This is a genomic window from Amycolatopsis arida, from assembly GCF_900115565.1.
In the GTDB taxonomy this organism is placed as follows: domain Bacteria; phylum Actinomycetota; class Actinomycetes; order Mycobacteriales; family Pseudonocardiaceae; genus Yuhushiella; species Yuhushiella arida.
The window spans coordinates 188,796-202,014 of the sequence record NZ_FOWW01000005.1 but is presented as its reverse complement, the minus strand read 5'-3'; the positions used below and the strand labels follow the sequence as shown (position 1 = coordinate 202,014).

Below are 13,219 nucleotides of genomic sequence, written 5' to 3'. Positions count from 1 at the left end.
CCGAACGCTGACTCACCCGACGCTGATTCATTCGAACGCGGCGGCGCGCGCCCGTCGCACGGCGGCCTCCGTGCCGAGCTCCACGCGGGCGGCGGGACGCTCGAGGTAGTAGCCGAGCAGGTGGTACACCAGCACGGGGTCGACGGCGAGGAACTTGCCGGGGATGACGATGGTCGGCACCGTTCGTCCGCGATCCTTGACGTCCGGGAGCCGGTCCTGCCGCCACAGTCTGGTGAAGCTGCGGCGCTGCCACGGCGTGTCGGGGTCGCCCACGAGCACGACGACCGGGCCGTCGGCGTACCGTGGCCACGCGCCCACGATGCCCGACCACGGCAGGAACGACTCGAACGTCCAGCCCCGCTGGTGGACACCGTCCGGCGACAGGCGCAGGTGACCACGAGCGAACCGACCGGTGGCCATCAGCACGGGCAGGGAGCCGAAGACCAGCGCCAGTGGGGCCCACAGGTAGGCCCCACGGGCCCGCTCACCGTCCCCGCTCCAGGCCGCGTCGACCGTCGCGACCAGGAAGACGAGGGCGATGGTGCCCATCAGTGCGGCATAACCGAGATAGATGTTCCTGGAATAAGGGATCTCCAACTGCCGGGAACCGTCGTCGAGCCGCGAGCTGGTGACCGCGTCGGCATCGTGGAAACGCCGGATGCGGGTCTCGTATCCGAGCCAGGTCGCGAGAAGCCCCACCAGCGCGACGGCAAGGCAGTACCTCGCCACCACCGGCTGGCCCCGCGTGGCGAAGAAGCCGGCGAGCACGAGTGGTGCCACCACCAGGACCACGACGGTGACGGACATGGCCAGCACATGCCGGGGCTCGGGACGGCCGGGCCATTCAGGCGGGCGGGAAAGATGATCAGAAAACCGCATCCCACACGTCCTTCACGCCCCCGGCAACGGCGCCCGCCGCGTCGCCGATGCCGTCGACCACGACCTCGCCGGTGTCGACCAACGCCTTCGCCCCATCCTCGATGGCCTGTCCAACCGCGCCTATACCGTTCTCGTACAGGGAATCGACCATACCGGAGGTGAACACGCCGACCCCGGCTCCCACGAGGGCGCCCACCGCCGTACCCACCGGCCCGCCGATGAGCGTGCCGACGCCCGCGCCGGCGACCACCGACGCGCCGAAACCCACGCCACCGGAGACGATGGCCTGGTCGACGGGTTTTCCGTGGGCGACGTCGTACACGATGCCCCCGACGGCCAGTGCGCCGCCGAGCTTGAGGCCACCGAGCTTCGCCCGCTGCTGGGCTGAAGTGGCGTCGTCGGCAAGGGCGCTGGCGGCGCGGGTGCTGGCCTGGGCGCGGTCCAGGTTGGCGTAGAAGCCCTTGTGATCCAGCACTACCTCGCCGTACGCGCGGACATGGCGCAGTGCCTGCGCGGCGTCATCGGCGTAGATCCGGGCGCCTTCGAGGAGGAACGAGCCGTACTTGGCGCCCGCCGCGGCCGCGATCGTGTTGCCCGCGACATCGGAGACGGTGAGCCACGCCTTGGGACCGACGCTGTTCGCCTCTGCGGCGATCGTCTCGACGCTGCCCTGCCACGTCCGCCGGGTGGCCTCGGCCTCGGTACGGGCCTTCTCGTAGGCCGCGACCTTCGCCTGGTGGGCCTGCTGCGCCTGGACGGCCTCACTATGTGCCCGGACCGCGTCCGAGGTCGCCGCTTCGCCGGTCGGCGCCGGTCCCGGGTCCGCGGGTGCCGGGCCCGGTTCGTTGATCACGTCGCCGGCCACGGTCAGTCCCGCGGCCGCGGCCTCCCTGCGGATGCGCGCCATGTCGGACTGGACGCGCCGCAGGTCGGCGCCGAGGTCGTCGAACTTCTGCGCCATCGACCGGGCCGTCGCCGCGAACTCGTCGGTGACGCGGGCCCCCTGCGTCATCCGGTCACGGAACGCATGCGCGGCGGGACCGTGCCAGCCGGCGTCCGCGCTGTTGCGTGCCTGGTAGATCTGGCTGGCGGTGTCGGTGACCCGGCTTCCGAGCGAGTCCCGTACCCATGTCGCTGCCGCGGTCACGCTGCCGGGGTCACCCTCGATCCTGGTGTCGATCGGCATCGCTCACCGCCCTCCCGCCGACCGGACCGCCTCGTTCGCCGACGCGTCGGTCTCGGCGTATGTCGCCCCGCCGTCGGCGACTGCATCGCCCGCGGCGGCCGTTCCGATCACCAACTGCCCGGCGCTGTCGGTCAGCTTGGCCAGGATGACCGCCACCGCGGCGCTGGCGTCCCCCGCGTCGGGCGTCGGCGGCGTGCTGTTCCCGACTTCGTCGAGGCGACCGGCGGCGGTGCGCAGGGTGCTGGCGATGCCGTCCAGCACACCCGGCTCCGCGCGGAATCCCCCGTCAGGCATCGTGCGCTCCGTGCCGGTGCTCGGCCGGGATGACGACGTCCAGCAGCAACAGCTCGAAGGGCCGGGCCCGCTGGATCTGGTCCAGCATCGGAGTCGGCACCACCATCCAGGGCTGCTGCTCCCCGCAGCAGTACTTCAGCCGGTCGAGTGCGGAGTAGGCCAGCAGCGCCATCCTGCCGTCCCTGGTCCTGCGCATCTCCACCACGGCCTCAGCCGGATCGGCGGCGGGTGTGGCGCAGGGCAGGTAGACGACGGGAGGGAAGTCCGGTGGGATCGGCGTGGGTTCGCGCGTCGTGGCGTTCTCGGACAAGGTTCCACCCCCTGCAGTCGCGAGCGAGTCGCAGGACTGGGACGAGTGTCGCGCCGGGCCGGTTCCGCTGCAATCGCCGCCGGCCGCGGGGCGTTCCGCGGCCGGCGGGGTCGGGTCAGGCGCTGGCGGTGGCGGCTGGTCGGTGGGTGGTGCCGGCGTCGTCGAGCAGCGGTGGGGCGCTCGGGGTGTTCAGCACCTCGTCGTCGAGCAGGCCCTCGGTGCGGGCGACCCACGTGGGGATCGCGATCTGCCCCGTGACGTTGGTCGCCGTGCGGATCATGTCCAGGATGGGGTCGATGCCGTACACCACGGCGATCCCGGTGGCGATCACCTGGGGCGGAAGGCCGAGCGTGCTCAGCGTCAGCGTGAGCATGGTGAACCATCCGGTCACGCCGGCGGTCGCGATCGCGCCGAACACGGCCACCACGACGATCAGCAGGTAGTCCACCAGGCCGAGCTGGATCCCGAACAGGTTCGTGATGAAGATCGTCGCCACCGCGGGGTACACCGCCGCGCAACCGTCCATCTTGGTCGTCGTGCCCAGCGGCACCGCGAAGCTCGCGTAGCCGGGGTCCACCCCGAGGTTCACCGCGGTCTGCCGGCTCAGCGGCAGCGTCGCGCCGGAGGACCGGGACACGAACGCGAACTGGATCGCCGTCCACGCCTTGCCGAAGAACCTCGCCGGGCTGACCTTGCCGACGAACCGCAGCAGCAGCGGGTACACCCCGAACAGCACCAGCAGGGTGCCGACGTACACCGCCGCGGTCAGCGACAGCAGCGGCCGCACGAAGTCACCGCCGTAGTTGGCGAACGCGTTGCCGATCAGGCCGAGCACGCCGAGCGGCGCCAGCCGGATGATCCAGCTCAACGCCTTCTGCACGATGTCGAACACCGCCTGGTTCACCCGCACGAACGGCTCCGCCCGCTCGCCGAGCGCGTAGCAGGCCATCCCGACCGCCAGCGCGACGAACACCACCTGCAGGATCTCGCCCTCGGCGAACGCGGCGAACAGGTTGTCCGGCACCAACCCGTTCAGCAGCGACAGCCACGAGCCCTGCTCCCGCTCGGCCAACCGGTCGACGGCGGCCGGGTCGGGCTGCAACGAGATTCCCGCACCCGGGTTGACCACCCGGCCGACGGCGATCCCGATCAGCACGGCGATCAGCGACGTCGTCGCGAACCACAGCACCGTCTTGCCGCCGAGCCGTGCCGCGGTGCGCGCGCCGCCCAGCCGCCGCAGGCTGGTGATGCCGAGGATGATCGCGGTGAAGATCAGCGGCAGCACCGTCACCTGCAGCAGGTCGGTGAACACTCCGCCGATCGTCTCGAGGGCGGTCGCCAGCCAGTCCAGCCCGGCCCGCCGGGCCAGGAAGCCCAGCAGGGCACCGACGACGAGGCTCGCGACCACGATGAGACCGAAGACCTTCGGCCGGGTGTAGGTGCGTACGAATGACAAGGTCAGCTCCGCGGTGTCCCAGGTGTTGCCGATGTGCGCCGAACGAGGACAACGCCCCGCGCCCGGCAACCCTTCCGCGTGCCCTTCCCGCCGTGAACCAACTCTCAGCGGCTCCCACCATGTGGGAATGCCATGAAGGCCACCTTCATCGCGTCCAGCGCCATGGAGGTGGCCTTCATGGCGCTGATGGCGAGCTGGGTCAGGGAGCGGTGGGAGGCTGCCAGAGGTGCACCACGGACACCCCGACCTCGGCCAGCAGCCGCCGGGTCAGCGGCAGGCTGATCCCGATCACGCTGGACGGGTCGCCGTCGACCCCCTCCACGAACCAGCCGCCCCGGCCGTCCAGGGTGAACGCGCCGGCCACCGCCAGCGGCTCCCCGGTGGCGAGGTAGGCGTCCAGCTCGTGCGGCTCGGGCGTGCCGAACCGCACGGTGGTGACCTGGGTGCCGCTGGCCACCGCCCGCGGCCCGCCGTCGGCGGGAAGGCGGAGCACGGCGTGCCCGGTGAGCAACTCCCCGGTCCGCCCGGCCATCGCCGCCCAGCGGTGGCGGGCGACCTCGGCGGTGCCGGGCTTGCCGACGACCTCGCCGCCGATGGAGAGCATCGAGTCGCAGCCCACCACGACGGTGTCGGTGTGGCCACCGGTCAGCGTGTCGGCCACCGCCTCGGCCTTCGCCCTCGCCAGCGCGGTCACCAGCTCCTCGGGCGTGGGGTCGGGCAGCCCGGCGGCGACGGCGTCCTCGTCCACTCCGGACACCACGACGCTGGGCTCGACCCCGGCCGCGCGCAGCACGGCGAGCCGGGCGGGGGAGGCGGAGGCCAGCACGAGACGCACGGCGCGCAGCGTAACCGGTGCGCTCGGCCGCCCCGGTGACGGGAGCGCCGGCGGAGCCGCCCGACACGAGCCGGGTCGTCACCACGGCGGCCGGCGGGAACGGCCAACACGGCGACGCGCACCGCGGACACGCGGACAGGAACCGCGGACACGCGGACGGGAACCGCGGACACGCGGACGGGAACCGCGGACACGCGGACGGGAACCGCGGACACGCGGACGGGAACCGCGGACACGCGGACGGGAACCGCGGACACGGTGGCGTGGGGTGGTGGCGGTTCCGTGGCGAGTGGCTACCTGGGGTCGGCGGACGCGCGCCACGCGGCGGGGCCCGGGTGCAGCGGCGCGCGCACCAGTGCCGCGCGGTCCGCCCACCGGGAGCGGGCCACCGGTGCCGCGGGCTCGGGGACGGCCGACGCCGCGGCGGCCACCACCGCGGTCAACGCCGCCAGCTCGGTCTCCTCCGGGGCGCCCCGTACCACCCGCAGCAGCGGGCGAACCTGCTCGTCACTCATCGCGACCTCACCAGCGCTCACAGCGGGATGTTGCCGTGCTTCTTCGGTGGAAGGGTCTCCCGCTTCTCCCGCAGCAGCCGCAGTGCGCTGGCCACGTAGCCGCGGGTGTGCGCCGGCGGGATCACCGAGTCGACGTAGCCGCGCTCGGCCGCGACGTACGGGTTGCACAGCGTGTCCTCGTACTCCTGGATCAGCCGCGCCCTCAGCTCCTCGACGTCCTCGCCGCTCTCCGCCGCGGCGGCCAGCGTCCTGCGGTGCACGATGTTCGCCGCGCCCTGCGCGCCCATCACCGCGATCTGCGCGGTGGGCCAGGCGATGTTCACGTCCGCGCCCAGGTGCTTGGACCCCATCACGTCGTACGCGCCGCCGTAGGCCTTGCGGGTGATCACGGTGACCAGCGGCACGGTCGCCTCGGCGTAGGCGTAGATCAGCTTCGCGCCGCGCCGGATGATGCCGTTCCACTCCTGGTCGGTGCCGGGCAGGAAGCCGGGCACGTCGACGAAGGTCAGCACCGGCACGTTGAACGCGTCGCAGGTGCGCACGAACCGGGCGGCCTTCTCGGAGGCGTCGATGTCGAGGCAGCCGGCGAACTGCGTCGGCTGGTTGGCCACCACGCCGACGCTGTGCCCGTCCACCCTGCCGAACCCGACGATCACGTTCGGCGCGAACAGCTCGTGCACCTCGAGGAACTCGCCCTCGTCCAGGACCCGGGTGATCACCTCGTGCATGTCGTAGGGCTGGTTCGGCGAGTCCGGGATCAGCGTGTCCAGCTCGCGGTCGGTGTCGGTGACGCCGTCGGCGACGGACTGCCCGCTGGGCTCCACGGCCGGGAACACCGGCGGGTCGGACAGGTTGTTGGCCGGAAGGAAGGACAGCAGCTCCTTGACGTAGGAGATCGCGTCCTCCTCGTCGGAGGCGAGGTAGTGCGCGTTGCCGGACTTGGTGTTGTGCGTCCTGCCGCCGCCGAGCTCCTCGAAGGTGACCTCCTCGCCGGTCACCGTCTTGATCACGTCCGGTCCGGTGATGAACATGTGCGAGGTCTTGTCGACCATCACCACGAAGTCGGTGAGCGCCGGGGAGTACACGTGCCCGCCGGCGTTGGCGCCCATGATCAGCGAGATCTGCGGGACGACCCCGGAGGCGTGGGTGTTGCGGCGGAAGATCTCCCCGTAGAGGCCGAGCGAGACCACGCCCTCCTGGATGCGCGCGCCACCGCCCTCGTTGATCCCGATGATCGGCCGGCCGGTCTTGATCGCCAGGTCCATCACCTTGACGATCTTCTCGCCGTACACCTCGCCCAGCGAGCCGCCGAACACCGTCACGTCCTGGCTGAACACGCACACCGGCCGGCCGTCGACCGTGCCGTAGCCGGTGACCACGCCGTCACCATACGGCCGGTTGCGGTCCTGGCCGAAGTTGGTCGAGCGGTGCCGGGCCAGCTCGTCCAGCTCGACGAACGAGCCGGGGTCGAGCAGCAGGTCGATGCGTTCCCGCGCGGTCTTCTTGCCCTTGGCGTGCTGCCGCTCCACCGCGCGCGCCGAGCCGGCGTGCACGGCCTCGTCGTACCGCCGGTAGAGGTCGGCGAGCTTGCCGGCCGTCGTGTGGATGTCCGGCTCTGCGTCGGGCGGCGTCCCGATCGGCTCCGTCGCACTCATGAAACGGCAGCCTAACGACTGTTCGCCGATTTCGGGGTTGTGGCGTAGGCCGCATCGTCACCGTCACCCCGCGTCCTAGGCTCACCACATGACCGTTCGCAAGCGCGTCGACGCGTCGGCGCTGCGCACCGAGCTGCTCGCCCCGGCCGGCCCCTACGCGGCGATCGACGTGGTGCCGAGCACCGGCTCGACCAACGCCGACCTGCGCGCGGCGGCGGTCGCCGGCGCGGCCGACTACACGGTGCTCCTCGCCGAGGAGCAGACGTCCGGCGCCGGGCGGCGTGGCCGCGGCTGGGTGTCGCCGCGGGGCAGCGGGGTGTACTGCAGCGTGCTGCTGCGCCCGGCCGGTGTCGCGTTCGCCGACCTGGGGTCGCTGGCCGTGGTGGCCGGACTGGCGATCACCGACGTGACCGCCGCGCTCGATGTCGACGCGGTGCTGAAGTGGCCCAACGACGTGCTCGCCGGGCCGGACCGCGGCAAGTGCGCGGGCGTGCTGGCCGAGTCGGTGGCGAGCGATGAGACGGCCGTGGTGCTCGGCATCGGGCTGAACGTGCAGCCGCTGGGCACGGACGTGCCGCCGGGGCCGGGCGGGCTGCCGGCGACCTCGCTGGTCGAGGCGGGCGCGCGGAGCGTGGACCGCACGGAGGTGGCCGCGCTGCTGCTGGCCGCGCTGGCCGACCGGGAGCGGAGCTGGCGGGACGCCCGCGGTGACCTGGCCGCCGCCGGGCAGCTCGCCGACTACCGCGCCCGGTGCGCGACCCTGGGCCAGCAGGTGAAGGTGGTGCTCGCCGACGGCGCGGCCCAGCTGGGCACGGCGGTCGACGTCGATGCCTCGGGGCAACTGGTGCTGGAGTCGGTCGAGGGGGTGCGCCGCACCGTGCTGGCCGGCGACGTCATCCACCTGCGGGCGCCCGATCGCGAGTACGGTTAGCCCACCAGCACCGCACGGCACGGGGAGCGTTGAGGTGGCCTATCCGGACGACCTGCTCAGTGAGGGCGAGTACGTCGTGGTGCACAAGCACCCGCACACCAAGATGCTGTTCTGGCCGGTCGTCGTGCTGCTGGTGGTGCTCGCCGGGGGCGGCTGGCTCGCGCTGTTGGCCCGTGACCTCACCCCGCCGTGGGACCTCGTGTCGCTGGTCGCGCTCGGTGCCGTGGCGCTGCTGCTGGTCGCCTGGCTGGTGCTGGCGCCGTTCGTGCGCTGGCGCACCACGCACTTCATCGTCACCTCCGACCGGGTGATCGCCCGTGAGGGCGTGGTGAAGCGCACCGGCATCGACATCCCGATGACCCGGATCAACAGCGTCCAGTTCGAGCACGGTCTCGTCGACCGGATCTTCGGCTGCGGAACGCTCATCATCGAGTCGGCCTCGGAGCAGGCGTTGCGGTTCGACGACATCCCGAGCGTGGAGAAGGTGCACACCTACATCTACCGCGAGGTCAACGACAACCCCTACGACGACTACGGCCGGCAGGGTGACGCCGGGTTCGACTCCGACCCGGCCGGGCCCCGGTCGCGCGGCAGGAGGTGAGTGGTGGCCACACGGAAGCTGGGCCTGCCCATGCGGGTGCCCTCGGCCGACGGCCTTCCGGAGCGGGTCACGATCTGGGAGGTCGGGCCGCGCGACGGGTTGCAGAACGAGGCGACGACCGTGCCGGTGGAGGTCAAGCTGGAGTTCCTCGACCGGTTGGCGGCCGCCGGGCTGTCCGTGCTGGAGGCCACCAGCTTCGTGCACCCGAAGTGGGTGCCGCAGCTGGCCGACGCCGAGCGGCTGCTGGCCGGGCTGACCCGCCGGGACGGCGTGCGCTACCCGGTGCTGGTGCCCAACCAGAAGGGACTCGGCCGCGCGCTCGCCGCCGGGGTGCGCGACGTCGCGGTGTTCGCCAGCGCGACCGAGGCGTTCGCCCGGCGCAACCTGAACAGCGGGTTGGACGCGCAGTTCGACATGTTCACGCCGGTGGTGACCAGGGCCACCGCGGAGGGGCTCGCGGTGCGCGGCTACCTGTCGATGTGCTTCGGCGACCCGTGGGAGGGCCCGGTGCCGGTCGAGCAGGTGGTGCGGGCCGGGCGGCGGCTGCTCGACCTCGGCTGCGGGCAGCTCTCCCTCGGCGACACCATCGGCGTCGCCACCGCCGGCCACGTCGAGGCGCTGCTGCGGGCGTTCGCCGACGCCGGGGTGGACCCGAGCGTGCTGGCCGTGCACTTCCACGACACCTACGGTCAAGCGCTGGCCAACACCCTCGCCGCGCTCCGCCGCGGTGTGTCCACTGTGGATTCCTCGGCCGGTGGGCTCGGCGGCTGCCCCTACGCCGAGTCGGCCACCGGGAACCTGGCGACCGAGGACCTCGTGTGGTTGCTCGACGGCCTCGGCATCGAGCACGGCGTCGACCTGGACGCGCTGGTGGCCACCAGCGCGTGGATGGCCGAGCGGCTGGGAAGGCCCAGCCCGTCGCGGGTGGTGCGCGCGCTGACCGGTTGAGCGGCTCACCCGATCCGGCAACGGTTGCGCGTCGGCCGGAACCGCGCGGCCGTCCGGCACGTCGGAGCTGGTGCGCGGTATCGCGCACACCCGCGGACGTGTCGGATCGGGGAGGGCGCCGTGACCGAGCACAGCGCACAGGTGGCGGAGCTGCTCGCCGGCTACCGGCGCAGCCGGGACCAGCTGGCCGAGGCGCAGCGGGAGCTGGCGGCGGTCACCGAGTCGGCCAGCAGCGCCGAAGGGCTGGTCACCGCCACGGTGAATGCCCGGGGCGTCCTGACCGGGCTGGTCATCGCCGACGAGGCCTACCAGCGGTACCGGCCGGCCGAGTTGGCCAGGGAGATCGTGCGGGTCAGCGCCGCGGCCACCGTGCGGGCGCTGCGTGGCGCGGCCGATGTCCTGGCGCCCGCGCTGCCCGACGGCACCGATCCGCAGGCGCTCCTGCTGGGCACCGGCGACCTCGCCGCGACCGAGGTCACGGCCATGGGCGCCGCGGCCGCCGCGGCCGCCGCGGACGACGACGAGAGCCTCGAGGACCAGAGCTGGTTGGAGGAGGCGCGATGAGCGGCGGCTTCGCGGCCGACCCCGCCCGGGTGGCCGCCCGCGCCGAGGAGGTCGCCGCCCTCGCCGAGCGCGCCGGTGCCATCGCCGCCGAGCTGCGGGAGGCGCTGGCGGCCGGCCCGGTGTGGGGCGACGACGCGGTGGGCCAGGGCTTCGCCGCGGCGCACGCCGGTCCCGCCGAGGACGCGCTGGCCGGGCTGGCGGGGCTCGGCGGCCGGTTCGCCGACTTCGGTGCCCGGCTCGCCGGCGCCGCCGCGGCGTACGCGGCCGGGGAGGACGCCGCGGAGCGTGACGTGACCGACGCCGGCGCGGGGCTCGGCTGATGGGCGTCGAGCTGCCGGCCGAGCTGGCCGAGATCGCGGCGGCGGTGGGGCTCCGCTGGCCGCGAGCGGACGAGGACGCGATGCGGGCGCAGGCCGAGGCGTGGCGGGAGGCGCGGCGCCGGCTGGAGGTCCTCGCCGAGGACGCCGACCGGGTCGGGGTGCTCGACGCGATGTCCGGACCGGCGGGCGAGGCGGCCAGGACGCGCTGGGCGGAGCTGGCCGACCCCGACCGGGGCGCGGTGGCCGACCTGGCCCGCGCCGCCGACGCCGCCGCCGCCCGGTTGGCGGCGGCCGCCGAGCAGGTGGGCGCGGCGAAGGTCGAGATGGTGCGCCGGCTGGTGGCGGCGGCGGAGAACGTGGCGGCGGCGCGGGCGGCGGCCGCGGCCGGTCACCCGGCGGCGCTGCTCGGGGTGGACACCGTGCTGCGCGGCGCCGCGGCGAACCTGGCCGCGCTGTCCGGTGGGCTCGCCGCGGCGGTCGGACCGGGGGGCGGGTCGCCGGTGGCCGCGCTGGCCGACGTGGCGGTGTCCGCGCCGGGGGCCCGGACGACGGACGGGCAGGGCGGTCTGCTCGCGGCGGTGACCGGCCTGCCACCGGCCGTCCTCGACTCGGCGCTGGCGCTGACCGGGTCGGGTGGTGACTCAGCGCCCGCGGGTGATTCGGCCGGCCCGCTCCGCGACCTGGGGCCGGTCGGGACCGTGCCGAGGGCACTGGTGGACGCGGCGGGTGGCCTGACCGGCGAGGTCGAGTCCGGTGACGGCGGGTCGGACGTGGGTCGGGTGGTGCGTGGGGTTGGTGGCGTGGTCGCGGGGGCGGCCGGGGGCGTGCCGGACGCGGTGGGCGCGGGCGCCGGCGGTTGGGGGCCGCCGGCGGGTGGTGCGCCCGGCGAGGTCGGTGACGTGGTGCCGGGAGGTGGTCGGGTCGAGTCCGGTGACGGCGGATCGGGGCTGGTGGGGGCGGGCACACCGGCCGGGGTCAGCGAGGGTGGCGACGCGTCCCCCGGCGCGCGGCCGGAGCATCCGCCCGGCCCGGCGGCGCCGACGGTTGACGAGGGCACCGGGCCGATCGTGTTGCCCCGCCAGTGGCCGCGCGCCGACGTGGCCGGTCCGGCGTACTCGGACGCGCCGACCCCGCCCGCGGGACTGCCGCGGGCTCCCGAGCACACCGTGGCCGCCGGGTTCACCGGGGGCTCGTTCGCGGCGGTGCCGAACGCCGGCCCGCTCCCGCCCGGCGCCGCGCCGGCCGGTCCGCAGGGCGGCGCGTGGGCACCCGCCGGCCCCGACGCGCGTGGGGCGCCGGCACCGGCGCCAGTGGCCCACCCGATGCCGGCCGGCCCATTGCTGGGATCGGGCGGCCATCCCTTCGGGAATCGGCCCGCCCCTCTCGCGCCGGGTGCGGCTCCGCCCGCCGCGAGCGCGGTTCCGTTCACCCGCCAGCCAGGGGCCGGCGCCGCTCAGCCGGTCCGGCCCCGCACGGGCGGGAGCCCGCCGGTCACGGGGGTTCCACCGTCCCCCGGTCGGTCGGCCGCCGGCGCGGTGCCGCCCGCCCGCCACGGGGGGACCGGAGTCGCGCCTCCCGACCACACGGTCGGTGCCGCGCCGCCCGCCTCCGGGCCCGGCGTGCCGCCGGCCACCTCCCGGGTACCGGGCCAGCATTCCGCCGGCCAGCCGGAACGACCGGTACCACCGGGCCAGCCGGAACCGCGGCCGGGGCCGGACCGGGGCGAGGCACGGCCGCTGCCGGTGCCGGTGGGCACCCCGCGCCAGGAGCGGGACAGCGTCGTGGCGTTGTTCCTGGTGCACATGTTCCCGATCGGGCACCTGCCGGTGGCCCGCCACCGCCCGGCCCGGCAGCTCCCGCTGCCGCCGCCGGAGGCCGACTTCGCGGCCGGGCTGCGGTTCCCGCCGCACGACCACCCCGATTCCGCGGCGATCGACCCCGGCCCCGTGCTCGACCGGATCCGCGAGGGCCGACGCTACCCGGCCCCGCCACCGGCCGGGGTGCTGCCCCGCCCGCCGGCCGCGCTCACCGTCGGCCACGACCCGCTCGGCGGGCTCGTCCGCCGCGAGTGGGACCGTCGGTACCTGGTGCACACCGACCGCGGCGCTCCGGAGCACGCCTGGCCACCGGGGGAGCGGTACCCGGAAGGCGGGTGCGCGCCGGGCGACCCGGTGTCGTTGCCGGAGGGCACCGTGATCGACCGGTTCGGCACGGCGGCGGGCCGGGTGTTCGCGCCAAGCGGCACGCCGTTCGCCGAGCGATCGCTGCCGCCGACCCACCTGTCGGCCGGGTACCGCCGCTACCGGGTGCTGCGCGAGCTGCCGGTGTGGCGGAGCGTGTCGGCGGGGTGGTTCGGCCAGCCCGGCGGCGGTACCCGGTTGCGCGCGGTCTACTCGGCGGCGGAGCTGGTGACCCTGGGATACCTGGCCGACATCACGTTCCAGGAGGACGCATGAACATCGAGTCGATCGAACGCTGGCTCGCGGCGGTCGGGGTGCCGCCGGAGGTGGTCTCGATCGGTACGGAGGCGGACAACACGTGGTGCCTGCTGCGTATCGAGGAGCCCGACGCCGAGTGCGGCGTGGCCTGGGAGGTGTTCTGGCGCGAGCAGGGCAACCGCTACGACTGGGCGCGGTTCAGCAACGAGCAGGTGGCCTGCCACTACCTGTTCGGCCGACTCACCTGGGCCCAGGTCGCCCGCGGCGCCGTCGGCGTGCTGCCCTGA

At 74.3% G+C, this 13,219-nt stretch carries 15 protein-coding genes; 7 read left to right on the top strand and 8 right to left on the bottom strand.

Annotation, left to right across the window (positions count from 1 at the left end; genetic code table 11):
• Positions 1-27: 27 nt before the first annotated feature.
• The 8 genes from BM051_RS16655 to BM051_RS16620 form a co-directional block, all read right to left on the bottom strand.
• Positions 28-807 carry a hypothetical protein gene (locus BM051_RS16655; protein WP_134046191.1) on the bottom strand — a complete coding sequence of 260 codons (780 nt, stop codon included), beginning with the start codon at positions 805-807 and terminating at the stop codon, positions 28-30.
• Between the two features lie 58 nt (positions 808-865).
• Positions 866-2,065, bottom strand: coding sequence for a hypothetical protein (locus tag BM051_RS16650; RefSeq protein ID WP_092531067.1), 1,200 nt, complete (start codon positions 2,063-2,065; stop codon positions 866-868).
• A 3-nt stretch (positions 2,066-2,068) separates the two neighbouring features.
• Positions 2,069-2,359, bottom strand: a complete 291-nt coding sequence (locus BM051_RS16645) for a hypothetical protein (RefSeq protein WP_092531066.1) — start codon at positions 2,357-2,359, stop codon at positions 2,069-2,071.
• Positions 2,352-2,669, bottom strand: a complete 318-nt coding sequence (locus tag BM051_RS16640; protein ID WP_243859580.1) for an SAV_915 family protein — start codon at positions 2,667-2,669, stop codon at positions 2,352-2,354. Before BM051_RS16640 ends, BM051_RS16645 begins: the two co-directional genes overlap by 8 nt.
• A gap of 115 nt (positions 2,670-2,784) precedes the next feature.
• The gene (locus BM051_RS16635) at positions 2,785-4,125 is read right to left on the bottom strand and encodes a dicarboxylate/amino acid:cation symporter (RefSeq protein WP_092531065.1); all 1,341 of its coding nucleotides are present in this window, start codon (positions 4,123-4,125) and stop codon (positions 2,785-2,787) included.
• Positions 4,126-4,324: 199 nt separating this feature from the next.
• The gene (locus tag BM051_RS16630; RefSeq protein ID WP_092531064.1) at positions 4,325-4,960 is read right to left on the bottom strand and encodes a Maf family protein; all 636 of its coding nucleotides are present in this window, start codon (positions 4,958-4,960) and stop codon (positions 4,325-4,327) included.
• 293 nt (positions 4,961-5,253) lie between these two features.
• The gene (locus BM051_RS16625; RefSeq protein WP_092531063.1) at positions 5,254-5,475 is read right to left on the bottom strand and encodes an acyl-CoA carboxylase epsilon subunit; all 222 of its coding nucleotides are present in this window, start codon (positions 5,473-5,475) and stop codon (positions 5,254-5,256) included.
• 17 nt (positions 5,476-5,492) lie between these two features.
• Positions 5,493-7,130: an acyl-CoA carboxylase subunit beta gene (locus BM051_RS16620; protein WP_092531062.1), complete on the bottom strand. Its 1,638-nt coding sequence runs from the start codon at positions 7,128-7,130 to the stop codon at positions 5,493-5,495.
• Between the two features lie 88 nt (positions 7,131-7,218).
• Here BM051_RS16620 and BM051_RS16615 point away from each other — a divergent pair, with 88 nt between their 5' ends.
• The 7 genes from BM051_RS16615 to BM051_RS16585 all read left to right on the top strand — a co-directional run bounded on the left by BM051_RS16615 (position 7,219) and on the right by BM051_RS16585 (position 13,219).
• Positions 7,219-8,061 carry a biotin--[acetyl-CoA-carboxylase] ligase gene (locus BM051_RS16615; RefSeq protein WP_092531061.1) on the top strand — a complete coding sequence of 281 codons (843 nt, stop codon included), beginning with the start codon at positions 7,219-7,221 and terminating at the stop codon, positions 8,059-8,061.
• A 34-nt stretch (positions 8,062-8,095) separates the two neighbouring features.
• Positions 8,096-8,662, top strand: coding sequence for a PH domain-containing protein (locus BM051_RS16610; protein ID WP_092531060.1), 567 nt, complete (start codon positions 8,096-8,098; stop codon positions 8,660-8,662).
• Between the two features lie 3 nt (positions 8,663-8,665).
• Positions 8,666-9,610, top strand: a complete 945-nt coding sequence (locus BM051_RS16605) for a hydroxymethylglutaryl-CoA lyase (RefSeq protein ID WP_092531275.1) — start codon at positions 8,666-8,668, stop codon at positions 9,608-9,610.
• Positions 9,611-9,730: 120 nt separating this feature from the next.
• Entirely contained in the window at positions 9,731-10,174 is a 444-nt protein-coding gene (locus tag BM051_RS16600) for a YbaB/EbfC family nucleoid-associated protein (protein ID WP_092531059.1), read from the top strand.
• The gene (locus tag BM051_RS16595) at positions 10,171-10,494 is read left to right on the top strand and encodes a hypothetical protein (protein WP_092531058.1); all 324 of its coding nucleotides are present in this window, start codon (positions 10,171-10,173) and stop codon (positions 10,492-10,494) included. Before BM051_RS16600 ends, BM051_RS16595 begins: the two co-directional genes overlap by 4 nt.
• Positions 10,494-12,950 (top strand): glycohydrolase toxin TNT-related protein, encoded by a 2,457-nt coding sequence (locus tag BM051_RS16590; protein WP_092531057.1) that lies wholly within the window; start codon positions 10,494-10,496, stop codon positions 12,948-12,950. The genes BM051_RS16595 and BM051_RS16590 overlap by 1 nt, the downstream gene beginning before the upstream one ends.
• Positions 12,947-13,219 carry a hypothetical protein gene (locus tag BM051_RS16585; RefSeq protein WP_092531056.1) on the top strand — a complete coding sequence of 91 codons (273 nt, stop codon included), beginning with the start codon at positions 12,947-12,949 and terminating at the stop codon, positions 13,217-13,219. Before BM051_RS16590 ends, BM051_RS16585 begins: the two co-directional genes overlap by 4 nt.